Origin of the sequence: Nonomuraea sp. NPDC049624 (assembly GCF_040675255.1) — a bacterium.
Taxonomy (GTDB): domain Bacteria; phylum Actinomycetota; class Actinomycetes; order Streptosporangiales; family Streptosporangiaceae; genus Nonomuraea.
In genome coordinates this window covers 947430-971102 of the sequence record NZ_JBFAOR010000001.1, presented here as the reverse complement: position 1 = coordinate 971102, position 23673 = coordinate 947430, and the positions used below count along the sequence as shown (strand labels likewise).

The 23673-nt window shown below is 74.5% G+C and carries 18 protein-coding genes; 9 read left to right on the top strand and 9 right to left on the bottom strand.

What is annotated here, in order from left to right; genetic code table 11:
• Positions 1-90: 90 nt before the first annotated feature.
• The 6 genes from AB0J76_RS05135 to AB0J76_RS05110 all read left to right on the top strand — a co-directional run bounded on the left by AB0J76_RS05135 (position 91) and on the right by AB0J76_RS05110 (position 6286).
• Positions 91-969: an NAD(P)H-binding protein gene (locus AB0J76_RS05135; RefSeq protein ID WP_352318505.1), complete on the top strand. Its 879-nt coding sequence runs from the start codon at positions 91-93 to the stop codon at positions 967-969.
• An 80-nt stretch (positions 970-1049) separates the two neighbouring features.
• Positions 1050-1709: a helix-turn-helix domain-containing protein gene (locus AB0J76_RS05130; RefSeq protein WP_352318503.1), complete on the top strand. Its 660-nt coding sequence runs from the start codon at positions 1050-1052 to the stop codon at positions 1707-1709.
• A 9-nt stretch (positions 1710-1718) separates the two neighbouring features.
• On the top strand, positions 1719-2921 hold the full coding sequence (locus AB0J76_RS05125; protein WP_352318501.1) for a cytochrome P450: 1203 nt from the start codon (positions 1719-1721) through the stop codon (positions 2919-2921).
• Positions 2922-3072: 151 nt separating this feature from the next.
• Positions 3073-3759, top strand: coding sequence for a hypothetical protein (locus tag AB0J76_RS05120; protein WP_352318499.1), 687 nt, complete (start codon positions 3073-3075; stop codon positions 3757-3759).
• 155 nt (positions 3760-3914) lie between these two features.
• Positions 3915-4148, top strand: coding sequence for a hypothetical protein (locus AB0J76_RS05115; RefSeq protein WP_352318497.1), 234 nt, complete (start codon positions 3915-3917; stop codon positions 4146-4148).
• Positions 4148-6286 carry a peptidase domain-containing ABC transporter gene (locus AB0J76_RS05110; protein ID WP_352318496.1) on the top strand — a complete coding sequence of 713 codons (2139 nt, stop codon included), beginning with the start codon at positions 4148-4150 and terminating at the stop codon, positions 6284-6286. Before AB0J76_RS05115 ends, AB0J76_RS05110 begins: the two co-directional genes overlap by 1 nt.
• A gap of 175 nt (positions 6287-6461) precedes the next feature.
• Here AB0J76_RS05110 and AB0J76_RS05105 read toward each other — a convergent pair whose 3' ends face one another.
• Together AB0J76_RS05105 and AB0J76_RS05100 are read right to left on the bottom strand one after the other, a co-directional pair.
• Entirely contained in the window at positions 6462-7436 is a 975-nt protein-coding gene (locus AB0J76_RS05105; RefSeq protein WP_352318494.1) for a zinc-binding dehydrogenase, read from the bottom strand.
• 94 nt (positions 7437-7530) lie between these two features.
• The gene (locus AB0J76_RS05100) at positions 7531-8511 is read right to left on the bottom strand and encodes an Lrp/AsnC family transcriptional regulator (RefSeq protein ID WP_352318492.1); all 981 of its coding nucleotides are present in this window, start codon (positions 8509-8511) and stop codon (positions 7531-7533) included.
• A gap of 85 nt (positions 8512-8596) precedes the next feature.
• On the opposite strand from AB0J76_RS05100, the gene AB0J76_RS05095 reads away from it, so the two are divergent.
• Positions 8597-9976 (top strand): MFS transporter, encoded by a 1380-nt coding sequence (locus tag AB0J76_RS05095; RefSeq protein WP_352318490.1) that lies wholly within the window; start codon positions 8597-8599, stop codon positions 9974-9976.
• A 93-nt stretch (positions 9977-10069) separates the two neighbouring features.
• Here AB0J76_RS05095 and AB0J76_RS05090 read toward each other — a convergent pair whose 3' ends face one another.
• The 4 genes from AB0J76_RS05090 to AB0J76_RS05075 all read right to left on the bottom strand — a co-directional run bounded on the left by AB0J76_RS05090 (position 10070) and on the right by AB0J76_RS05075 (position 18544).
• Positions 10070-12856 (bottom strand): BTAD domain-containing putative transcriptional regulator, encoded by a 2787-nt coding sequence (locus AB0J76_RS05090; protein WP_352318488.1) that lies wholly within the window; start codon positions 12854-12856, stop codon positions 10070-10072.
• Positions 12857-12946: 90 nt separating this feature from the next.
• Positions 12947-14671, bottom strand: a complete 1725-nt coding sequence (locus AB0J76_RS05085) for an acetolactate synthase large subunit (protein ID WP_352318486.1) — start codon at positions 14669-14671, stop codon at positions 12947-12949.
• Positions 14672-14738: 67 nt separating this feature from the next.
• Positions 14739-18002, bottom strand: coding sequence for a BTAD domain-containing putative transcriptional regulator (locus AB0J76_RS05080; protein ID WP_364388807.1), 3264 nt, complete (start codon positions 18000-18002; stop codon positions 14739-14741).
• A 74-nt stretch (positions 18003-18076) separates the two neighbouring features.
• Positions 18077-18544, bottom strand: a complete 468-nt coding sequence (locus AB0J76_RS05075; protein ID WP_352318303.1) for an ATP-binding protein — start codon at positions 18542-18544, stop codon at positions 18077-18079.
• A gap of 195 nt (positions 18545-18739) precedes the next feature.
• Here AB0J76_RS05075 and AB0J76_RS05070 point away from each other — a divergent pair, with 195 nt between their 5' ends.
• A complete protein-coding gene (locus tag AB0J76_RS05070; protein WP_352318305.1) occupies positions 18740-19039 on the top strand; it encodes a hypothetical protein in 300 nt (99 codons plus the stop codon).
• Here AB0J76_RS05070 and AB0J76_RS05065 read toward each other — a convergent pair.
• Positions 19036-19719: a DUF2267 domain-containing protein gene (locus AB0J76_RS05065; RefSeq protein ID WP_352318307.1), complete on the bottom strand. Its 684-nt coding sequence runs from the start codon at positions 19717-19719 to the stop codon at positions 19036-19038. The two genes, AB0J76_RS05070 and AB0J76_RS05065, sit on opposite strands and share 4 nt — an antisense overlap.
• A 61-nt stretch (positions 19720-19780) precedes the next feature.
• Positions 19781-22060, bottom strand: a complete 2280-nt coding sequence (locus AB0J76_RS05060; RefSeq protein WP_352318309.1) for a xanthine dehydrogenase family protein molybdopterin-binding subunit — start codon at positions 22058-22060, stop codon at positions 19781-19783.
• Positions 22061-22148: 88 nt separating this feature from the next.
• Between AB0J76_RS05060 and AB0J76_RS05055 the strand changes: the two genes are divergently transcribed.
• A complete protein-coding gene (locus AB0J76_RS05055) occupies positions 22149-22631 on the top strand; it encodes an MSMEG_6728 family protein (protein ID WP_352318311.1) in 483 nt (160 codons plus the stop codon).
• Here AB0J76_RS05055 and AB0J76_RS05050 read toward each other — a convergent pair.
• Positions 22620-23657, bottom strand: a complete 1038-nt coding sequence (locus AB0J76_RS05050; RefSeq protein ID WP_352318313.1) for a carboxymuconolactone decarboxylase family protein — start codon at positions 23655-23657, stop codon at positions 22620-22622. The two genes, AB0J76_RS05055 and AB0J76_RS05050, sit on opposite strands and share 12 nt — an antisense overlap.
• Between the last annotated feature and the right edge of the window lie 16 nt (positions 23658-23673).

The following is a 23673-nucleotide window of genomic DNA, read 5'->3' as shown; positions in this document are numbered from 1 at the left end:
CGATCGGATCGGTCCTTCAGGTTCGCCGCCGTGATCGGTTGACTGGCCGTGCCCCCCAGCACGACATCCCCGATTCCCTTGGAGTTCTCCTTGATCGTCATCACCACGCCCACCGGCCGGATCGGCCGGCAGGTTCTCGACCTCGTCCTGGCCGCGGAGGAGCCGGTCCGCGTCGTCGTGCGGGACCCGGCCCGGCTGCCGGCGGCCGTGCGGGAGCGGGTGGAGGTCGTGCCGGGTTCGCACGGCGACGCCCGCGTCGTCGAGGAGGCGTTCGCGGGCGCCGACGCCGTGTTCTGGGTCGTTCCGCCGAACCCGCGGGCCGCCGGCCTCGACGCCGCCTACCTGGACTTCAGCCGGCCGGCGTGCGAGGCGTTCGTGCGCCACGGGGTCGGCCGGGTGGTGGGGGTCTCGGCCCTGGGCCGCGGCCTGCCGCTGAACGCCGGTCTCGTGACGGCCTCGCTGGCCATGGACGACCTGATCGCCGCCACGGGCGTGCACTACCGGGCCCTGACGCTGCCCTCGTTCATGGACAACCTGCTCGACCAGGCGGCGGTGATCAGGGACCAGGGCGTGTTCTTCTCGCCGATCCACGGTGACCTGAAGGCCCCCGCCTGCGCCACCCGTGACATCGCGGCGGTGGCCGCCGGGCTGCTGCTCGACCGCGACTGGACCGGGCGGGCCGACGTCCCGGTGCTCGGCCCGGAGGACCTGTCGGGCGAGGACACGGCGCGGATCATGTCCGAGGTGCTGGGACGGCCGGTCGGGCTGCGGCACGTGCCGATCGCGGCGTTCCGGGCCATGATCGCCGAGCAGGGCTGGTCGGAGGCGATGGCCCAGGGGATGGCCGACATGATGGAGGCCAAGAACCAGGGGCTGGACAACGCCGAGCCGCGTACCCCGCAGGCCACCACGCCCACCGGTTTCCGTCAGTGGTGCGAGGACGAGCTGCGGCCGGCCGTCCTGGGCTGAGCGATCCCTTGTGCGGAGCCCCGGCGCGGCGTACCGTGACTGATGACCAGATTTCATATCTAGTCACGAGGTGGGGGCGCATGGTGGAAAGGGCCGACCGGATCCTCGACGCCGCCGGCGAGCTGCTCCTGCGTCACGGCTACCGCAGGGTCACCGTCGACGACATCGCGGCCCGCGCCGGGGTGGGCAAGGGCACCATCTACCTGCACTGGCGGACCAAGAACGAGCTGTTCGAGGCGCTGCTGCTGCGGGAGTCCATCGAGGTCGTGGAGGAGTTCGCGGCGCTGCTGCGGCGCGATCCCGCCCAGGTGCTGCCGCATCGGTTCTCGCGGGCGGCCTTCGTCTCCATGAGCCGCCGGCCGCTGCTGCGGGCGTTGTTCACCACCGACATCGAACTGCTGGGCAAACTGGCCAAGCACCCGCTGCGCAGCCACGACCTCCTCGCGGCCGAGCGCTTCCAGCGGGTGGCCGACCGGTACGGCCTGCTCAGGCCCGACATGCCACACCCCCGGTACACGCTGAGCGCCGCGTCCACGGGCTTCTACCTGCTCGACGGCATCGACACCGTCGGGACGGAGCTGAGCGTCGAGGAGCAGGCGGACGCGCTCGCCTTCACCGTGCGCCACGCCTTCGAGCCCGCCGTGCAGCCGTCCGCCGAGGTTCTGGCGGCGGCGGCGGCGGAGTACGTCGCAATTCTCGAGGAACTGATCCCGCCCTACCGAAAGTGGATCTACGACTAAGGAGAGGCGATGTCCGACATCGTCGAACGGTACAACATCTCCAAGCAGCACTTCTGGCTGCACGGGCCGCGATCGGGCCCGTCCGTCGAGTACGACGCCGCCGCCGGGATGTACAACGTCTACGGCTACCAGGAAGTGCACGACGTGCTCGCCGACCCCGGCACGTTCTCCTCCGACACCATGCGGCTGGTGCCCAAGGGGGTGCTGCCGGAGGGCGAGGACTTCTCGCTGGCGGGGTTCATCACCCAGATCGACCCGCCGGAGCACGGCAAGCTGCGCAAGCTGGTCAGCAGCGCGTTCACCCGCAAGGTCGTCGCGGACCTCGAACCGCGGATCGCCGAGCTCACCCACGAGCTGCTCGACGCGGCCGACGGACGCGACCGCCTGGAGCTGGTGGGCGACCTGGCCTACCCGCTCCCCGTCATCGTCATCGCCGAGCTGCTGGGGGTGCCGAGCAGCGACCGGGCCCTGTTCAGGCAGTGGGCCGACGGGCTGTTCCAGCGCGACGCCAAGGTCTCGCTCGCCGAGCCGGTGGAGGACCAGAGCGCGAACGTGGCGAAGACCCTCAAACCATGGCGGGAGATGACGCAGTACCTCGCCGGGCACGCCGCGGAGCGCCGCACGCGGCCCCGCGCCGACCTGCTCACCAAGCTGGTCGAGGCCGAGGTGGACGGCGAGCGCCTGCCCGAAGAGCAGGTCGTCAACTTCGCGATACTGCTGCTGCTGGCCGGGCACATCACCACGACGATGCTGCTCGGCAACACGGTCGTGTGCCTGGACGCCTTCCCCGGGCAGCAGGACAAGGTGCGGGCCGACCGCTCCACCGTGCCGGCCGTGATCGAGGAGTCGTTGCGGCTGTTCACCCCGTTCGCCGGGCTGGCCCGGTCGACCACCCGCGAGGTCGAGCTGGGCGGGACGACGATCCCGGCCGACAAGATGGTCATGCTCTGGCTCGGCGCGGCCAACCGGGACCCCAGGCAGTTCCCCGACCCCGACGTCTTCGACGCCGGCCGCGACCCCAACCCGCATCTCGCCTTCGGCCGGGGCATCCACTTCTGCCTGGGCGCCCCCCTGGCCCGGCTGGAAGGGCGGGTGGCGCTGAACATCCTGCTCGACCGGGTCGGCGTCCTGCGCACCGATCCCGGCGACCCGGTGGTCTTCATGCCCACGCCGACCATGACGGGGGTGAACCGGCTTCCGCTCGTGCGGTGACCCGCCGCCGCGCTCGGGCCGGTTCCCGCCCTCGTCAAGCGCGGGTCCAGGACGCGGCAAACTGCCGCGCGTCGCCGTGGGCGTCCCGTCCCGTGGGGGCCAAGGTGGCTTGTTCACCTTCGTCGCACCACAAGAGGGGACGATCCTGGCTATGAGCGGCAAGCAGCGGAAGCTGGAGCTGAGCGTGCCGCAGATCGTGGGAAGCGCCCTGGCCGCGGTCACCGCCGCGGTCGCGGCCTCCTACCTCGGGACGGCGGGGACGGTGATCGGCGCCGCGATGATGAGCGTGGCCAGCACCGTCATCGCCGACGTCTACACGCATTACCTCAAGCGCACGGGCGACAGGGTGAAGCGGCGCACGGCCGTCGCCCTGCGCGGGCGCAGGCCGCGCTGGGCCAGGGTGGGCGGGGCCGCGGCCCTGGTGTTCACCGTCAGCATGGGCAGCATCGTGATCTACGAGATCATCGCGGACCGCACGGTGGCCGACCAGGTCGCCGGACGGGCCCCGGGCGAGGCCGGCAGGGCCCCCGGCCGCAAGGACCGCCGGGACGGGCGGGCGGCCGGCGAGCCGCGGCACGAACGTCCGGCGACCCGGCCGCCGAGCCCGACGCCGTCCCCCGGTCCGTCCACCGGCCCGGCCGCGACGCCCACGCCGTCCGCGACGGTCACGGTCACGCCGACGCCCACGCCGGGCGGGACGGGCTCGGCCGGCCCCTCCCCCACGGCCACGCCGGACGCCACCCCCTCGGACCCCGCCCCCACCGCCCTGCCCTCGCCGAGCGAGAGGGACCCGGGCGAGCCGGCCGACCCGAACTTCGGCGACCTGCTCTTCCGCTGACCCGCCTGTCAGGCGCACGTCCGGCGGGCGGTGCGTCGAGAAGTGGATCCCAAGTGGCTTCCAAGTAGCCGTTCCTAGGCTTGCCGGGACTTGAGTGGAGAGGCAGGTGAGCCATGGGGGTGGCGGGTGACGGTTCCGGGCGGGGAGCGCCGGCCATGACCGATCCGTACGGCAGGACGCGCCCTGCCCCGCGCCACGCGGCGCCCCCCGCGCGGGACGGACAGGGCATCTATCGGGAGGAGGCGCTGCGGCACCGGGCGATGTCGCGGGTCACCCGGATGCCGCCGGTGATCAGCACCCCGTCGTTCCTCGCGCTGTGGCTGCTGGTGGCCGTGCTCCTCGCCACCGGCCTGCTGCTGACCATGGCCGCGGTCGAGGCGGTCGCCTGATGTTGCGCCGCCTGCCCGTACTGCTCCAGAACACCGACACCGAGTGCGGCGCGGCCTGCCTGGCCATGGTGCTGTGCCACCACGGGCAGCGCACCACGCTGCACCAGGTCGCCGAGCGCCTCCAGATCGGCCGCGACGGCCTGAGCGCCAAGGCGATCGTGGACGGCGCCCGCGACCACGGACTCAAGGCCCGCGCCTTCTCCCTGGCCCCCGAGGACCTGGCCCGCGTGCCGCTCCCCGCCGTCGCGCACTGGGAGTTCAACCACTTCATCGTGGTCGAACGCTGGTCCCCCGACCGCGTGGACGTCGTCGACCCCGGGCACGGCCGCCGCAGGCTGACGCCGGAGGAGTTCGGGGCCGGGTTCACCGGCGTGCTGCTGGTGTTCGAGCCGGGCGAGGGGTTCCGGCGCGGCACGACGTCGGCGGCGGGGGCCTGGCGCAGGGAGTTCGTCCGGACGCTGTTCCGGCGGCGCAGGGGGCTGCTCGCGCAGCTCATCGCGGCCTCGTTGCTGCTGCAGGTGCTCGGGCTCGCGCTGCCGATGTTCTCGCAGCTCCTCCTGGACTCCATCGTGCCCAGGCGGGCGGTGGACGTGCTGTCCCTGCTGGGCGTCTCCGTGCTGCTCGCGGGGGCGGCCCAGCTGGTGATCGGGTACCTGCGGGCGGCGCTGCTGGTCGCCGTACGGGCCCGTGCCGACCAGGAGCTCACCGAGAGTCTGGTCAGCCATCTGGTGACGTTGCCGTACCGGTACTTCCAGCAGCGCGGCAAGGGCGACCTGGTGACCAGGGCGGGCAGCGTCTCGACGCTCGGCGACATCCTCACCGGGCAGGTCGTGGCGGCGCTGCTGGACGGCCCGCTGGCCGTGGGCTATCTGGTGCTGGTCTACCTGTGGGACCCGGTGTTCGGGCTGGCGCTGACCGGGCTGGCCGTGCTGCAGACGGTCCTGCTGCTGGCCACGACGAGCCGGATCGCCACGCTCACCCGGCAGGAGCTGACGGCGCTGTCGGCGTCCCAGACCAGCCTGATCCAGACGATCACCGGCATCGAGACGCTGAAGGCGTCGGGCGCCGAGAAGCGGGCCGTGGACCAGTGGTCGTCCCACTTCGCCAGGCAGCTCAGCGCGGACGTGCGGGCCGGGCTGACCAGAGGGCTGCTGGAGTCGGCGCTGGCCGCGATCCGGGTGACGGCGCCGCTCGGGCTGCTGTGGCTGGGCGCCTGGCGGGTGCTCGACGGGCAGCTCACGGTGGGCGCGCTGGTGGCGCTGAACGCCATCGCGCTCGGCGCGCTGACCCCGCTCGGCTCGCTGATGACCGGGCTGCAGAGCCTCCAGCAGGCGGGCGCGCACTTCGACCGGCTCTCCGACATCCTGGCCTCGGAGCCGGAGCCGAGCAACGGCATCGAGGTGCTGCGGCTGCGGGGCGCGGTCGAGCTGCGCGGGGTGAGCTTCCGGCACGACCCGCGCGCCCCCTGGACCGTGCGCGACGTCTCGGTCTCCATCCGTCCCGGTCAGAAGGTCGCGCTGGTGGGCGCGTCCGGCTCGGGCAAGAGCACGCTGGCCCGGCTGCTGCTCGCGCTGCACACGCCCGTGCTCGGCGAGATCCGTTACGACGGCGTCCCGGCCGCCGAGCTGAACCTGCGCACGCTGCGCCGCCAGTTCGGGGTGGTCACCCAGGACCCGTCCCTGTTCAGCGGCTCGATCAGGGAGAACATCGCGCTGAACGAGCCGGGCGCGTCCCTGGAGCGGGTGGTCGCCGCGGCCCGCCTGGCGGCGCTGCACGACGAGATCATGGACATGCCCATGGGGTACGAGACGATGCTCACCGACGGCGGCGGCCTGTCCGGCGGGCAGCGGCAGCGGCTCGCGCTGGCCCGCGCCGTCCTGTCGCGCCCGAAGGTGCTGCTGCTCGACGAGGCCACCAGCAACCTCGACAGCGCCACGGAGGCGGCCATCGAGGCGAACCTGAGCCGGCTCGTCCAGACCCGGATCGTGATCGCCCACCGGCTCAGCACGGTCAGGGACGCCGACCTGATCCTCGTGATCGACGCGGGCCGGGTGGTGCAACGCGGCACCCACGACGAGCTGACGGCCATGGGCGGCAGGTACGCCGAGCTGGTCGCCGCCCAGGCCGTGCTCTCCTGACCCGTCACGCCAGCCGGACGGTCACCGTCACCGAAGCACCCTCCAGCGCGGCCGTCGCCCCGAAGGCGAGCCTCAGCCGGTCGCCCGTCGCCGCCCGCCTGGAGGAGGAGTCGCCTGGACGGCCGGTGCACGCCTCGATTATGACCCCGGCACCCCGCCGGGGGCCGTGGGTGGGTCAGACCTCCAGCAGGGTCTTGCCGTTCACCGCGCGCGCCTCGATCGCCGCGTGCGCCTCGGCCGCCTGCTCCAGCGGGAACGTGCGCCCGACGACCGCCTTGAGCCGTCCGGCCGCCGCCTCGGCGAGCGCGTGCACGGTCCGCTCGTTCCCGTCCTGGCCCAGGGCGAACAGTTGCTCCAGGCCGAGCACGGTGACGCCCCGGCGCTCGGCCTCGGCCGGATCGACGGTCGTGGCGCTGCCGCTGGACGCGCCGTGCACGGAGAACCGCCCGCCGCGCGCGGTCACCTCGAACGCCTGGCGGCCGAGTTCGCCGCCCACGCCGTCGAAGACCACGTCGGGCCCGCGCCCGCCGGTCGCGTCGAGGACCTCCTGGGTCCAGCCGGGACGCGAGTAGTCGACGGCGGCCTCGGCGCCGAGCCCGGCGACCACCGCCAGCTTGGCCGCGCCGCCCGCCGCCCCGACCACCCGCGCGCCGGCCCCGCGCGCCAGTTGCACGAGCAGGCTGCCGAGCCCGCCGGCGGCGGCCTGGACGAGCACCCGTTCGCCGGGCCGGATCGCGGCGTTCGCGAACAGGCCCATGGCCGTGTTGCCGTCGATGAGCAGCGCCGTGGCGTCGGCCAGCGCGAGCCCGTCCGGCACCTCGATCAGGTCCGCGGCCCTGACCACGACCAGTTCGGCGTTCCCGCCGCCGAAGCCCGGCGTACGGGCCACCACCCGCCGCCCCACCAGCCCGGCATCGACGTCATCGCCCACGGACAGCACGAGCCCGCCCACGCCCCCACCCGGCACGTACGGCGGCTCCGGCAGCGGCGGCCCCGGCGTGAACCCCCGCCTGAGCTGCGTCTCGATGAAATTGATCTCCGCGAAGCCGACCTGCACCACAACCTCGCCCGGCCCGGCCACGGGGTCCGGGACGGTCCGCGTCTCCAGCACCTCGGGCCCGCCGAACCGCGTCACCTGCACCACTCTCATGACCACTCCTCATCCGCAACGACTTCCACGACCAGCGTGCAACCTCAAGACGACTTGAGGTCAACTCGTCAGCCCGGCGCCCGCCCGCTTGAGGTCAACTCGTCAGCCCGGCGCCCGCCCGCTTGATGGTCCTGATGATCGGCGCGGTCTCGATGTGCCGGATGGCGGGCAGCGCGCCCAGGCTGTCGGTGAGGTAGCGGTAGAAGGCGGTGTCGTCGCGGCACACCACGCTGGCCGCGAGGTTCGTCGGGCCCGTGGTCGCCCCGGCGAAGGCTACCTCCGGGTGCTCGGCCAGCGCCCGGCCGGTCGCGTCGAGGTCGGCGGGCGGCACCGACATCCACAGCTGGGCCTCGACCCGGTAGTCCAGCAGCTGGGGCAGCACGTCCATGTCGAAGAACAGGGCGCCGGCCGCGCAGAGCTGGTCCATCCGCCGCCTGACCGTGGACTCCGACCAGCCGGTCGCCGCCGCCAGGTCGGCGTGGCCGGTGCGGCCGTCGCGGGACAGCTCGGCCAGCAGCGCGTCGTCGCCGGAGCCGAGCGTCACGTGCTCGCCGGTGTCGCGGGGGCCGTACACGCGGCCGGCCCGCAGGTGGGCGACCTGGTCGGCGGAGAGCGCGGCGAGCCCGGCCCAGCCGATGCGGCCGCCGACGAACATGTGCAGGGTCCGGTGCGCCGACACCGCGAGCACCCGGTTGGTCCTGGCCAGCTTGGTCAGCAGCAGCGGCTCGCGTTCCCGGTCGAGGCGCTGGATGGCGCCGCAGGAGATCTCGGTGCCGCCGGACAGCAAATGCACCCAGAAGGTGTCGGGCCGCCGTGCGAGTGCCTCGGCGATCGAGGCGCCGGCGTCGGGCGTGCAGCGCAACCGGATGGCCCACGACTGGTGGCCGAGCCGCTGCCGGTCCACCACGCCGACGACCCGGACCGCGCCGCTGGAGCGCAGCCGCCGGTAGCGGCGGGCCACTCGCTGGTCGGACACCCCCAGCACCTCGGCGATCCGGCTGAACGAGGCCCGCCCGTCCACCTGCAACGCGTGCAGCAGCCCGCGGTCGACCTCGTCGAGCGTGACGTTTTCCACCAGAGAAGGCTACAGAGCGCGGAAAACCGGCAGAACTGCTTCGGCGGCTAGGGTTATCCCCCGTCGGGGCCGGATTCTTGCCGCCATGAACACGACATTGACCCGTACGAGCTGGTGGCCGCTGGCCGCCGCCTGCCTGGGCGCCTTCATGCTCCTGGTGGACGTGACCATCGTCATGGTGGCCCTGCCCGGCATCACCGCCGACCTGAAGATGTCCTTCACCGACGCCCAGTGGCTCCTGGACGGCTACGCCCTGGCCCTGGCCGCGCTGCTGCTGGCGGCCGGCTCGGTCGCCGACCACGCCGGGCGGCGCAAGGTGTACCTGATCGCCCTGGGCGTGTTCGCGCTGGCCTCCCTGGCCTGCGGACTCGCGCCCACCGGGGGCCTGCTGCTGGCGGCCCGCGTGCTCCAGGGGGCGGGCGGCGCCGCCATGATGGCCACGACGCTGGCCCTGATCAGCGCCACCTACCACGGCCGGGAACGCGGCATCGCGTTCGGCGTGTGGGGCGGCGTGAACGGGGCCGCCGCGGCGCTCGCCCCCGTGCTCGGCGGGCTGCTCACCGAGCACCTGCACTGGCGGGCGGTCTTCCTGGTGAACCTGCCCATCAGCCTGGCCGCCGCCTGGATGACCTGGCGCACGGTCGGCGAGTCCCGCCTGCCGGGCGGGGGCCGGCCGGACGTGGCCGGGATGGGCACGTTCACCCTGGCGGCGGGCGCGCTCACGTACGGGCTGATCGAGGCCGGGCCGCACGGCTGGACGTCGGCGCGCACGCTGACGCCGCTCGCCGTGGCGGTGCTCGCGTTCGCCGCGTTCGTGCTGGTGGAGTCGCGCAGCGCGCATCCCATGGTGGACCTGCGGCTGTTCGCGGACAAGGCGTTCAGCGGGATCATGGCGGGGGCCGGGCTGCTCATGCCGGCCGCGTTCGCCTGCCTGGCCTTCACCTCGCTCTGGTTGCAGCAGGCCGGCGGGCTGGGGCTCGGGCCGGTCCAGGCGGGCCTGGCGCTGACGCCGATGGCCGGCACCTCGCTGGTCGTCTCGGTCGCCGTCGCCCGCCTGCTCCCCCGGCTGACGGCGCGCGCCGCGGTCGGCGGCGGGCTGCTGCTGATCGCCGCGGGCGCGTTGTTGCAGGGCATGCTCGACGAGCACTCCACGTGGACGTCGCTCGCGCCGGGCCTGGTGGTGACCGGGATCGGCGTCGGCCTGGCCATCCCGGCGCTCAGCTCGGCCGCCATGGCGCACGTCCCGCCGCACCGGGCGGGGATGGCGGCGGGCGCGGTCAACACCGTCCGGCAGCTCGGGTACGCCCTCGGCGTCGCCGCCTTCGGCATCCTGTTCCAGGACGGCATGACCGGGCCGGGTTCGTTCCCTGCGGCGCTGAACGCCGTCTACCTGGCCGCGGCGGTCACCGGGCTGCTCGCCGGGCTGCTGGTGCTGGCCGCCGTCCGGCCCGCGCGGTCGGCGTGAGCGGGGCGGCGGCTCGCGGGCCGGCCAGGCGAGAGCGGGATCCCCGGTCAGGTGAGAGCGGGATCCCCGGCCCGGTGAGAGCGGGATCCCCGGTCAGTGGACGCGGCTCCGGATCAGCCGGTCGAGCAGGCCGTGCACCTGGGCGGGTGACAGGGCGGCGCCCTCGCGCAGGCACTCGGCCAGCTCGGCGGCGGGCAGCGCGCCCCGGATCAGCGCCTCCCGCTCGGCGCCGTCGGCCGGGTCCAGCTCCGGCGGCGAGAAGCCGACCCGGGCCCCGACCGCCTCGACCGCGCCGAGCAGGCGGGCGCCGTCGCGCGGCAGCCCGCCCGCGGTGAGCACCCCGGCCAGCGTGTGCGCCATGACCAGCCAGGACGTGACGTCCTTGTCCTCGTCGAGCATGCGCAGGATCGGCAGCCCGGACGCCAGCGGCCGGTCGGTACGGCCGTTCAGCAGGTCGATCTTCATCAGCAGCCAGGTCGAGGAGGCGGTGACGAAGCGGTGTCCCGTCCTGGTGGCCACCTCGATCGACCGGGTCAGCCAGCCGGCCGCCTCGCCCGTCTCCCGGGCGAACACCAGCAGCATGCCGAGCACCATCAGCGCCTCGGCGTGCAGCCACTCCATGCCGGCCACCTCGGCCAGGTCGAGCGCGGCACGGGCGTCGGCCAGGGCGTTCGGCGCCCCGCACAGGCCGCCGAACAGCGCGCGGTAGGTCAGGGCGCGTCCCTCGGCGACCAGGTCGTCGGCCAGGCGGGCCATCTCGGCCGCCTCCCTGGCCCGCCGGCTCGCGGCGACGAAGTCGCCGGCCAGGTAGTGCAGGCCGGCCATGCCGATCAGCGCCTGGGAGCGCACGCCGGGCTCGGCGTCGGGGTAGAGCTCCATGGCCGCCGACAGGCTGGCCAGCCCCTCGGCCACATGGCCCCTGCGGTACCAGAACCAGGACAGCAGGCCGGTGAGCCGCAGCGCGTACCCGCCGTCCCCGGCCAGCATCGCCGAGGTGAACGCGGCCCGGTGCTCGGCCTGGTCGGCGAGGAGCACCTCCATCGCGGCGGTCGCCCCCTCGCCGCGGATCCTGGCGTCGGCGGCCTCGGCGCGGGCCAGCACCCAGGCACGATGCGCGGCCTGGGCCTCGGCCAGCTCGGCCGGGTCCTGCCGGGCGCGGGCGAACTCCTTGATCGTCTCCAGCAGCCGGTAGCGGCGCGGCGAGGTGCCGGGCTCGACGGAGACCAGCGACTTGCGCACCAGCGCGCCCAGGCCGCCCAGGACCGGCCGCCCGCACACCGCGGCCGCGGCGTCCAGGTCGAAGCCGGAGGCGAACGCGCCGAGCCGGTGGAACAGCTCCCGTTCGGCTGGTTCGAGCAGGTCGTAGCTCCACTCCACGGTACGGGCCAGCGTGCGGTGCCGTTGCGGGCCGGCGCCGTCGGTGAGCACGCTGAACCTGTCGTCCATCGAGGTGAGGATCTGCTCGACCGACAACATGCGGCACTGCCCGGCGGCCAGCTCGACCGCCAGGGGCAGCCCGTCCAGACCTAGGCAGAGGCGTTCGGCGTTGGCCAGCTCGGCGGGCGTCGGCTGCCAGCCGGGCGCGGCGGCCCTGGCCCGGCTCAGGAACAGGTCGCGGGCGTCCGCCGTGGACAGCGGCGGCACGTCGTACAGGGCCTCGCCCGGCACGCCGAGCGTCTCGCGGCTGGTGGCCAGCACGCGCACGCCGCCCGTCCCGGCCAGCAGCTCGGACACCGTGTCGCGGACGGCCGCCACGAGGTGCTCGCAGTTGTCGATCACGAGCAGCGGGCTCCGGCCGCGCAGCGCGTACGCCAGGCGTTGCCCGGTGACCGGCCCGGTGAGCCCGAGCACCTGGGCGATGGCCCCGGCCACCAGCGAAGGGTCGGCCAGCCCGGCCAGCTCGACCAGCCAGGGGCCGTCGGCGTCGTCCCTGGCCCGTGCGGTCTCCAGCGCCAGCCGGGTCTTGCCGATGCCGCCCGGCCCGGTGAGCGTGACCAGCCGGTGCCCGTCGAGCAGCGCGGCCACCTGCTCGACCTCGGCCGTCCGGCCGACCAGCGCGGTCACGGGGAAGGGCAGGTTGCCGCCGCGTTCCGGCAGCGGCGCGGCGACGCCGGGGCGCAGCGCGTCGTCCTGGGCCAGCACCGCCGCCTCCAGCTCGCGCAGCCCCGGCCCCGGGTCGATGCCCAGCTCCTCGGCCAGCACGCGGCGGGCGGAGCGCAGCGCGGCCAGCGCGTCGCCCTGGCGGCCCGACCGGTACAGGGCCAGCACCAGCAGCTCCCAGCCGCGCTCGCTCATGGGCTGCTCGGCGGTGAGCTTCTCCAGCTCCGGCACGACGACCGCGTGCCGTCCGAGTGCGAGCTGCGCGGCGAACAGGCTCTCCCGCGCCGACAGGAACAGCCCCTGGAGCCGCGCGATCTCCGGCACGGCGAAGGCCGCGCCCGCGAACTCCCCGTACGGCTGCCCGCGCCACAGCTCCACGGCCTCGCTCAGCACGGCCAGCGCCGAGCTGTGGTCGCCCGACTCCAGCAGGAGCTGCCCTTCGGCGACCTTGCGGGCGAACCGCTCGGCGTCCACGGCGTCGGGCTCGACGCGCAGCGTGTAGCCGTTGCCGACGCGGGCCAGCACGCTCTCCGGCGACCGGCTGGTCCGGTCGGGTTCGAGGGCTTTGCGCAGCCTGGTGATGTAGGAGTGCAGGGTGGGCATCGAGGCGGGCTCGCCCTCGTCCCAGGCGGCGTCGAGCACGCGTTCGGCCGAGACCACCTGCCCGCGCGCCGCGACCAGCACGGCGAGCACCGCGCGCTGTCTCGGGCCGCCGAGCGCGACCTCCACCCCGTCGATCTCGGCCACGATGGGCCCCAGCACCTTGACGCGCAGCGCCACTTTCCACCTCGGTTCCGCGGCCCGGGCCACCCCGGGTCAAGGAAGCTTAAATGAGGTTCGGCACCTTTGGCTGCTTTGTTGCGACTTGACTCATTCGTCATCTCCCCAGTTCGGAGCCAGGTCCCTGGCGATCCGGATGTCGTCGTTGCTCGTGCCGGCGGGCACCATGGGCCACACCATCGCGTCCCGGTGCACGACGAAGTCCACCACCACCGGCCGGTCGTCGATCGCCATGGCCTTCTCGACGACCGCGTCCACGTCCTCGGGGCGCTCGCAGCGCAGGCCGTGGCAGCCGTACGCCTCGGCCAGCGCGACGAAGTCGGGGATGCGGCGGGCGGCGCGCAGGTCGGTGTTGGAGTGGCGGCCGCCGTACATGAGGGTCTGCCACTGGCGGACCATGCCGAGGCTGCCGTTGTTGATGACGGCCACCTTGATCGGCACGCCCTCCAGCGCGCACACGGCCAGCTCCTGGTTGGTCATCTGGAAGCAGCCGTCGCCGTCGATCGCCCACACCGTGCGGTCCGGGCAGCCGATCTTGGCCCCCATCGCGGCGGGGACCGCGAAGCCCATCGTGCCCGCGCCGCCGGAGTTGACGAACGAGCCCGGCCGCTCGTGGTTGATGAACTGGGCGGCCCACATCTGGTGCTGGCCCACGCCGGAGGTGTAGATGGCCTCGGGACCGGCCAGGGCGCTCAGCCGCTGCATGACGTACTGCGGGGCGAGCGTGCCCTCGACCGTCTCGTAGCCCAGCGGGTACGTGCGCCGGTAGCCCTCCAGCGTGCGCAACCAGTCCGCACGGTCGCCCGGCCGGCGGGCCAGGGCGTCCAGGGCGGCCGTCAGCTCGGTCAGCACCTCCTTGCAGTCGCCCACGACGGGCACGTCGGCGTGCCGGTTCTTGGAGATCTCGGCCGGGTCCACGTCGGCGTGCACGACCTTGGCGTGCGGCGCGAACGTGCCCAGGTCGCCGGTGACACGCTCGTCGAACCGGGTGCCGAGCGCGACGATCAGGTCGGCCCGCTGGAGGGCTCCGACGGCCGCGACCGAGCCGTGCATGCCGGGCATGCCCATGTGCAGCGGGTGGCTGTCGGGGAACGTGCCGCGGGCCATGAGCGTGGTGACGACCGGGATGCCGGTCAGCTCGGCCAGGCGCAGCAGCTCGGCGGACGCGCCCGCCTTGTGCACGCCGCCGCCGACGTACAGGACCGGCCGCCGGGCCGCGGCCATGAGCTCGGCGGCGGCCCTGATCTGCCGGGCGTTCGGCCGGGCGACCGGGCGGTAGCCGGGCAGCCGCATGACCGGCGGCCAGACGAAGGCGGTCTCGGCCTGGAGCGCGTCCTTGGTGATGTCCACCAGCACCGGCCCGGGACGGCCCGTGGAGGCGATGTGGAAGGCCTCCATGATCGTGCGGGGGATGTCGGCCGCGTCGGTGACCAGGAAGCTGTGCTTGGTGATCGACAGGGTGATGCCTGTGATGTCGGCCTCCTGGAAGGCGTCCGTGCCGATCTGCGAGCTGGGCACCTGGCCGGTGATCGCGACGATCGGCACCGAGTCCATGTAGGCGTCGGCGAGCGGCGTCACCAGGTTCGTGGCCCCCGGGCCGCTGGTCGCCATGCAGACCCCGACCTTGCCGGTGGCCTGCGCGTAACCCTCGGCCGCGTGCCCGGCGCCCTGCTCGTGCCGGACCAGCACGTGCCTGATCGAGGTCGAGCGGTACAGCGGGTCGTAGGCGGGCAGGACGGCGCCGCCGGGGATGCCGAACACGGTGTCCACGCCGACCCGCTCAAGCGCCCGCACCAAAGCCTGCGCACCCGTCATCCCGCACTCCCCTCCCGGCGATCGGCTCCCCTGGCGATCGTCAGGAGAGTCGACCAGGGAGCCCTTGTCATCCGCTGGTGGCCAGTTGCAGGTGCTTGCGGCCGGGCCCCCGGCGGGCCTCGGCCGCCCGGTCGCGCCACCAGGTCAGGCCGTTGCGGGCGGCCAGCCGTTCGAGCTCGGTCAGGTGCCGGACCGCGCTCTCGTGCCGGCCGGTCGCCTCGGCCAGCAGCGCGAGGTGCCAGTCCACCGGCCCCACCCAGGCGCAGGCCGACAGGACGGTGATCCGGCCGCCGAAGGGCAGCAGCGCCTCGTAGAGCAGGCGGCACTCGTGCACCCGGCCGAGCGCCGCCGCGGCGGCGGCCCGCAGGCACAGGGTGGACGGGCGCGACCGGTCGAGCAGCGGTTGGCCGTTCAGCTTGCGGGCCTCGTCCATGCGGCCCTGGGCGTGCCGGTGGAGGGTGCGCACGGCCTGGTCGAGGGCGTGGTTCGCGCCGCGCAGGACATCGATGAGCGGGCCCGCGGCGGCCATCGTGCCCCGGTGGTAGTCCAGGGCCAGGCGGCCGGCGGTCACGGCGCGGGCGGCGTGCCAGATGCCGAGGCCGGTCGCCTGGTCGGCGGCGTCGGCGTACAGGTCGTCCGCCTCGTCGAAGTGGCCGCCGAGCACCAGCCGGCCCGCCCGCCACAGCGTGTGCTGGAAGCGCGGCCAGGGCAGCGGGAGCCGGTCGAGCAGGTCGTCGCAGCGGGCCGCGGCCAGGTCGGCGCCGGTGACGTCGAAGAGCTCCAGCCGGTTGTGGGTGTCCATCATGTTCGCCAGCAGCTGGTAGGCCGGCTCGCCGTCCGCCAGTTCGTGCAGCTCGGCGGCGAGGTCGGCCAGCTCGTGCACGTGCAGGGGACGCGGCAGCGACAGGTGCCTGGCGTTGAGCGCGCGCATCAGCAGCCGCCGGTCGCCCAGCCGCCGGGCCATGGCCACGGCCTGCGCGGACAGCTCGTCGGCCCGCGGGTCGCCGGAGGCGTCGTAGAGTTCCTGGGCCAGCCCGGCCAGCAGCATCGCGCGCTCGGGGCCGTCCGGTTCCGGCAGCTCGCGCAGCGCGTCCTCGAAGCGGCGGACGAGCAGCGGGTCGGCCGCGCCGTACGGGTCGCGCAGCGTCCAGATCGACGGCGTGTCGAACGAGGTCAGCGCCCGGACCCGGAGCGCCGCGCCCCCTTCCGTGATGCGGTCGGCCGCCCGCACGGCCTGGTCCCTGACCCGGCGGGCGCCGGCCGGCTCGCCCGCCGCGAGCAGCGCGCGCACCTGCCGCAGGAGCAGCTCCACGTGCTCGGCCGGGTCGCCGCCGCAGGCGTCGTGCGCGGTCACCGCGTGGCCCAGCCAGGACGCGGACTCGGCGTAGCCCAGCCGCAGCTCGGCCTGCTCGGCCGCGGCCCGCGCCCACCGCACCGCCTCCGCGTACGCCACCGGCCCGGCCTGCACGGCGTGGTGGGCGATCACCTCGACGTCGGTCGCCGGACGGGCGGCCAGCGCGGCGGCGAGGTCCCGGTGCAGCGCGGCCTTGCGCAGCGGCGGCAGATCCCTGACGAGCGCCTCACGCACCAGGTCGTGCACGAACGCCAGCCGCCCGCCGGCCCGCGCCGCCAGCAGGCCGCCGCGCACGGCCCGGTCGAGCGGCCCGTACGCCTCCTCCCCGGCGACCCGGGCCACCACGGCCGGGTCGAACTCCCGTCCGGCCAGCGCCGCGACCGCCAGCACGTCCGTGACCCCGGCGAGCGCGTCCAGCCGCAGGCGGACCAGCTCGGTCACCGCCTCGGGCACCTCGTTCACATCCGGGTCCTGGGCCAGCAGCCTGAGGCTCTCGCGCAGGAAGAACGGGTTGCCGCCGGTGCAGTCGGCCATCCTGGCGCACGACTCGTCGTCCAGCTCGACGCCGAGGTCGGCGGCGATGGCCCGGACCGCCTCGGGGCCGACGCCGGTCAGGCGCAGCCGCGACAGGTCGTAGCGGACCAGCCGCCCGAGCACGTCGCCGGTCCCGGTGCGGAAGGCCGCGACCAGCGTGACCGCGCCGCCGCGCAGCAGCATGACCAGGTGCCTGAGCAGGTCGAGCGAGGCGGGGTCGGCCCACTGGAGATCGTCCAGGACGATGACGAGCGGCTGGGCGCGCGAGGCCGTGACCAGCCACCGGGCGGCGGCCTGGTTCCGGCGCGACAACAACGCCTCGGCCGGTCCCCCGGCGTCCGGCGGCGCTTCGGGGCGGGCGTCGAGGAGGCCGGACAGGGGCTCGCGGTCCGGCGGCGGGCAGTGCGGCTCCAGCGCCTGGAACACCTGCGTCCACGGCCACAGCGCGGGCGTGCCCTCGGCGTCGTGGCAGCGTCCGCGCAGCACGAGCCGGCCGAGCCGCGCGCAGTGCTCGCCGAACGCCTCCAGCAGCCGCGTCTTCCCGATCCCCGGCTCACCGCTGACCTCGGCGACCGCGAGCCCGGCGGGCGTGGCCCGCTCGGCCACCGCCACCAGCTCGGCCAGCTCGGCCTCCCGCCCGTGCGGGACGTCCGGCGGGCGTGGCGCGGCCACCAGCGCCGGGGTGTCGTCCACCGGCGCGAGCGAGCCGGCCTGGCGCAGGATGTCCGACTCCAGCGACCGCAGCTCCGGCCCGGGGTCGAGACCCAGCTCCTCGGACAGCCGCCTGGCCGCCGTGCGCAGCACGGCCAGCGCCTCGGCCTGGCGCCCGGTGCGGTACAGGGACAGCGCGAGCAGGCACCACAGGCGCTCGCGCAGCGGGTTGGCGACGGTCTCGGCCTCCAGCTCGGTGATCAGTGCCTGGGGACGGCCCAGGTCGAGCAGCGCGCGGGCCCGCCGCTCGACCGCGACCAGGCGCAGCTCGCGCAGGCGGCTCACCTCGATGATCGCCCACGGCTCGTCCTGGAACTCCTCATACGGCGAGCCGCGCCACAGCCCGAGCGCCTCCTCCAGGCAGGCCAGCGCCTCCTCGGCCGACCGGAACTCGGCCCGGTTCACCAGTTCGGCGAACCGGAGCGCGTCCACGTCGGCGGCGGCCAGCAGGTAGCCGGGCGGGCGGGCGACCAGCGTCCTGGGCCGGGCGCGCGGCCCCCGGTCCGGCTCGATCGCGCGGCGCAGGTTGGAGACGTAGGAGTGCAGGGTGGGCAGGGCGCTGGGCGGGGCGGCGTCGCCGTACAGGTCGTCGATCAGCGTCTCGGCGGGGACCACGGCCCCCTGCGCGACCAGCAGCCGGGCCAGCACGGCTCGCGGACGGGGGCCGCCGAGACCGACCACGCCCCCGTCGGCGTCGCGGACCTCCAGCGGTCCCAGAACTCGGAATTCCACGTTGTCCCACTCATCGGCTTCGTCCTAATTGATCACAGTATGGTCGGGCCGACTTGCAGGAGACTGGAAGCCCTCTACGTGCCCGCCCTGATCGGCACGACGTTGCCGGGCCCGCCACGGCGTGGCAGCGCGAACCAGGTGGCCTTGCCGACCAGGTCGGGGTGGGTCAGGTAACGCTGGGGATGGCAGCCGTAGAAGCCGTCGGAGAGCCGGGCGACGATGCGCAGCCCCCGCCCGTGCTCGGCGGACGGGTCGGGGACCGAGGGTGCGGGCAGGGGCGGCCCGGCGTCCACGACGACGCACATGACCTCTTTGGCGTCCACGTGGAGCAGCAGCTCGTAGGGGCCCTCGCCGTACATGAACGCGTTGGTGACCAGCTCGCTCACCATGAGGACGGCGTCGTCCACGACGTCGTCGTGCAGGTCGAGCCCGGACAGCTCCTCCCGGATGATCGACCGGGCGTGGCCGACGGTCCGGGCGTCCGGGCGCAACGGCCATACGTACTGCATCCGGCTCCGCCGGGCCGACCGCAGCCTGGACATGGCCTCTCCATCCTGGGAAGGGCGGCGACGAATGCTCGTTTCAGTCAACACGAGACCTGCCTCCGATTTGTCGGACATGCGGCTGTCCAAACCTGTACGCACGGAAGGGCGGTTCGGGTCGAACGTTTTCCGAGAAATCCTGACTTTCTTCGCAGCTCGACATGTCTTCCCAGGTCAGCGGGTACGGACAGGGCCATGAGCAGTCCTGACGAGAGCACCCCCAAGACCGACGCCAAGCCGCTCCCCGACGCGGCCAGGCGTCCGTCCGAACGTGCGGCCGAACGTGCGGCCGAACGTGCGGCCGAACGTGCGGCCGGGCGGCCCGGCAAGGCGGGCGAGGCGGGGAGGAGCCCGGCGGGGCACAGGACCGCCGGGCAGGCGGCGCTGGAACAGGCCCTGTCGCAGTCGGGCAAACACCTGGAGGACCTGACCGGCGAGGCGCCCGACCGGCACCGGGCCGGCCCGCGCCCCGGAACCGGCCGGGCCCGCGGCTAGGGCCGGCCGATGCCGGCGCCCACCTCCTCGATGAGGTCGTCCACCCGCCGGGCCAGCTGGACGTCGAGGGCCGTCACCGCGCCCACGGAGACGGTCCTGACCACGATGGCCAGGCCGTCCGCGGTGTCGTGGAGCTGGGGCTGCCGGCCGTAGGTGGTCTTGAGCCGGTCGAGCGCCCGGCGGACGGCACGCAGGTTCTCCCGCGGCAGGGAGATCTCCCGGCGCAGCGCCGAGCGGTCGCCCGACCACAGCGGCAGGGTGGCGAGGGCCGCGGCGACCTCGTCGGCGGTGAGCGGGGCGGCGTGCCCCTTGGGGCCGGTGATGCCGCCGCCGCTGTCCGGCGGGTCGAACAGGGGGCGTACCTGCTCGGGGATGTGCAGCCGGGCGATCAGCTCGGGATCCTGCTCGGCGACGGCGGCCAGCACGGCCTGGGCCCTGATCCTGGCCTGCTCGGGCGGACGGCGGCCGAGCAGCGCCGCCTGCCGGACGAAGCCCTCCTCGGTGCCGTCGTTGCGCGGATGGTCCATGGGGAAGTCGTCGGTCAGCTCGGGCGGCAGGGCGTCGATGAGCTCGCGCCGGTCGTCGTCGTCGAGCGTGCGGGCGAGCGTGGTCAGCGTGGCCTCCGCCGCCGCTCTGGCCGGGCCGGCGCCCAGGCCCGTCATGCGGCCGATGGACGCCAAGAGTGCACGATATTCCATGATTCGTCCCCCGATCCGAACCTTCAGGCTCCTCGTGCCCAGGTCAGGGCTGCCGACACCTCCACACCACCTGGGGGGTGAGGGGCACGTCGGTGAGGCGTCCGGCCAGCTCGGGCATGGCGGCGGCGACCGCGTTGCCGATGGCGGCGGGCGGCCCGATCGTGCCCGCCTCGCCGGCCCCCTTCATGCCGCCCGGGGTGAGCGGCGAGGGGGTCTCCAGCAGCACGACCTCGATGTCGGGCACCTCGCGGGTGGTCGGCAGCAGGTACTCGGCGAGCGGCTGCCCGTCCTCGGTGTGGACGATCTCCTCGGTCAGCGCCATGCCGATGCTCTGCGCGACCCCGCCGCGGATCTGGCCCTCGACCACGGCCGGGTTGACCAGCGTCCCGGCGTCGTTGACCACCCAGTAGCGCTCCACCTCGACCGCGCCGGTCTCGGGGTCCACGGCGACGGCGGCGGCGTGCGCGCCGTAGGCGAAGGTGTAGGCGGCCGGGTCGTAGCTGACCCGCTCCTCCAGGCCGGGCGTGACGCCTTCCGGCAGGTCCCAGGCCCGCCAGGCGGACGTGGCCAGCTCCCGCAGCGACACCGACGCCCGCGGGTCGCCCTTGACGCGCACGCACTCCTCGGCGATCTCCAGGTCGCCGGGCGCCGCCTCCAGCCGGTGGGCGGCGATGGCCAGCAGCTTGTCCCGCAGCCGGGCGGAGGCCTGGACGAGCGCCCCGCCGCCGACCGCGAGCGACCGGCTGGCGATCGACCCGATCGACGAGTACGGCGTCGCCGCCGTGTCCCCCAGCACCACCCGCACCCGCTCGATCGGCACCCCCATCCGGTCGGCCGCGACCTGGGCCAGCGCGGTCTCGATGCCCTGCCCGATCGAGACCACCCCGGCCGACACCACCACCGACGCGTCCGGCTCCATCCGCAGCACGGCCGTCTCGTAGCCGCCCGCCTGGATGCCCGACGCCTTCATCTCCATCGACGGGCCCAGGCCGGTGGTCTCGACGTGGCAGGAGTAGCCGATGGCGCGCCGGCGCCCGTCGTCCACGCCGGTGACCGGGGTGACCAGGTCGCGCAGGGTGCGCAGGGCCCGGGGGTAGTCGCCGGAGTCGTACTGCTGGTAGACGCGGCTCGTGCACGGCAGCTCGTCCGGTGTCAGCATGTTGCGCAGCCGCAGCTCGACCGGGTCGAGGCCGAGCCGCCGGGCCGCCTCGTCGATCAGGCGCTCCCTGGTCCAGGTGCACTCCGGCTGCCCGAAGCCGCGGTAGGAGCCGGTCGGGGTGGTGTTGGTGACCACCCCGCGCACCCGTACGCCGACCCGCTCGAACCGGTACGGCCCCGGCAGCAGGGTGGCCGAGACCGCGAAGGGCGAGATGCCCACGTTCGAGGGATGGGCGCCGAGGTCGCCGAGGATGTCGGCGTCCAGGGCGACGAACCGGCCCCGGCCGTCGAGCGCCAGCCTGGCCCGGTGGACGGCGGCCCGCGCGGGCAGGGTCGCCGACAGCCGGTCGCCGGGCGACTCGGTCCAGCTCACCGGGCGGCCCGTCCGCATCGCGGCCAGGCAGACGAGCGCCTCGTCGGGGTAGACGTGCTCCTTGCCGCCGAACCCGCCGCCGACGTCCCGGCTGATCACGCGTACCCGGTCGTGGGTGAGCCCGAACGCGTCGGCCAGGTGCTCGCGCACGTGGTGCGGGGCCTGGGAGGAGAGGTGCACGGTCAGCTCGTCGTCGGCGTAGGAGGCCACGACGCCGCGCGGCTCGACGGGATGCGGCGAGATCCGGCCCATCCTGAACGTCATCTCGACGACGTGCTCGGCGGACTCGACGAACTCCGCGCAGTCGGCGTCGCCGAGCAGGAAGTCGGTGACCAGGTTCGTGCCCCACTCGGGGTAGAGCAGCGGCGCGTCCTCGTCGAGGGCGCGTTCCGCGCCGACGGTCGCGGGCGACTGGTCGAGCTCCAGGTCCAGCAGGTCCGCGGCGTCGCGGGCGGTGGCGGGGGTGCCGGCCACGACGACGGCCAGCGGCTGGCCGGCGTACCTGATCGTGTCGTCGAGCACCCGGTAGGAGGTCAGCCGCTGGCCGGGGGCGAGGGTGACGCAGGGCAGCAGCAGCTCCGCGGCGTCGGCGGGGGTGATCACGTCGAGCACCCCCTCGACCGTCCAGGCCGCCTTGGCGTCGCAGCCGAGGAGCCGTCCGTGCGCGACGGGGCTGCGCACCACCACCGCGTACGCCATGCCAGGCAGGCGTACGTTGCCGACGTATCTCCCCTTTCCGGTCAGCAGTCTGGCGTCTTCCCTGCGAGGCGTCCGCGCGCCGACATAGCCCATGGGCCGATTGTGCGCGCCGCGAGGCGTGCGGTCCATATACGATCTCGCGGGGCGGAAGGCGAGAAAGACCAGGTCAGCGGGGGCGTCGATGCAGACTTTTCTTCCATATCCGGATTTCACGGCCAGTGCTGGGGTCCTGGATGCGCTGCGGCTGGGCAAGCAGCGGGTGGAGGCCCTGCAGGTGCTGCGCGCCCTGATCGTCCCCGGCTACGGCTGGCGCCACCACCCCGCCGTCAAGATGTGGGCCGGCTACGAGGAGGCCCTCGTGCGCTACGGGCTCGACGTCTGCGACCGCTGGTGCTCGACCGGCCGGGCCGACACCTGCGCGGCCACGATGTCCGTCGAGCTGGGCCGCGCCTGCGGCACGCCCGTCATCCGCACCCAGCACGAGCTGGCGGCGGCCGGCGAGCTGCCGCCCTGGCTCGGCGACGACGCCTTCCACCGCAGCCACCGCTCCGCCCTCCTGCGCAAGGACCCCGGCCACTACCGCCCCCTCTTCGGCGACGAGCCCGACGACCTCGCATACGTCTGGCCCGTCTCGGGCCGCCCGCCCGCCTGCCTACCGACCTGACCGCCCTCCGGCGTCCAGGCGGGTCCCGGTGAGTGCGGCCTCCACGTGCCGCGTCGCCGTGGCGGCGCCGAAGGCGACGAGCCGCACCAGGTCCTCGTCCGTCGTCGCGGCGCCGCGCCAGGCGGCGACGTCCGCGTCGGTGACCCGGTAGGGCGCGAGGGCGGCGAGCAGCGCGAGCCTGGCTGCGGGCCGTTCGTCGTCGGGCACGCCGGCCAGCGGGCCCGACAGCCGGTCGCCGCCCATCGGCGGGTGCTCGCCGTCCCAGGCGGCGACCGCCTCGGTGACGGCCGTCCTGGCCGCCTCGCCGAGCAGCTCCCCGCCCGTGCCCGCGACGGCCATGAGCGTGGCGTACGCCGTGCCGACCGGCGTGCCGGCCGCCCAGGCGGGCTCGGTGGACGAGGGCAGGCCGTCCAGCACGTCCAGGCCCGCGCCGGGCGGCAGCTGCCTGCGCACCGTCCGGGACATGGCCCGGCCGCCCACGCTGCGCACCAGGCGCGACTTCTGCAGGTTGCCCGGCAGCAGGTTCTCGGTGAGCAGGGACGAGGCGATCCGGTTGACGAAGTGGAAGGTCAGCGCGGTGCCGACGTACGCGGGCGCCTGGTCCGCGGGGAAGGGCGCGGGCACCCGCCGGTCCTTGGCCCACCGCAGCAGCGCGGCGTGCTCCGGATCCGCCGGCACGCCCCCGGCCGCGACGGTCTCGGCCAGCCTGTGGTCGCCGGTGGCGTGCAGCAGCGTCGTGTGCGCGGCCACGCAGAACGGGCACCGGTTGGCCAGCGACACCCCCAGCGCCACCACCTCCCTGCCGGTCCTGGACCCCGGCCCGGCCAGCAGCGACTCCCGCAGCAGCGCCCAGGTCCCGGCCAGCACGGCGGGGGCGGGCGACAACGTCAGGAAGACCGCCATGCGGGCCATGCCGAAGTCGTCGGCGAGGCGCGCGTAGACCTGGGCCACCCGGCCCGTGGCGTCCTGCGGCCGGACGGGCGTGACGTAGCGGAACTGGCCTGCGGGCGTCTGCGTCGTGTTCATGGCCGCCATGGTGGGG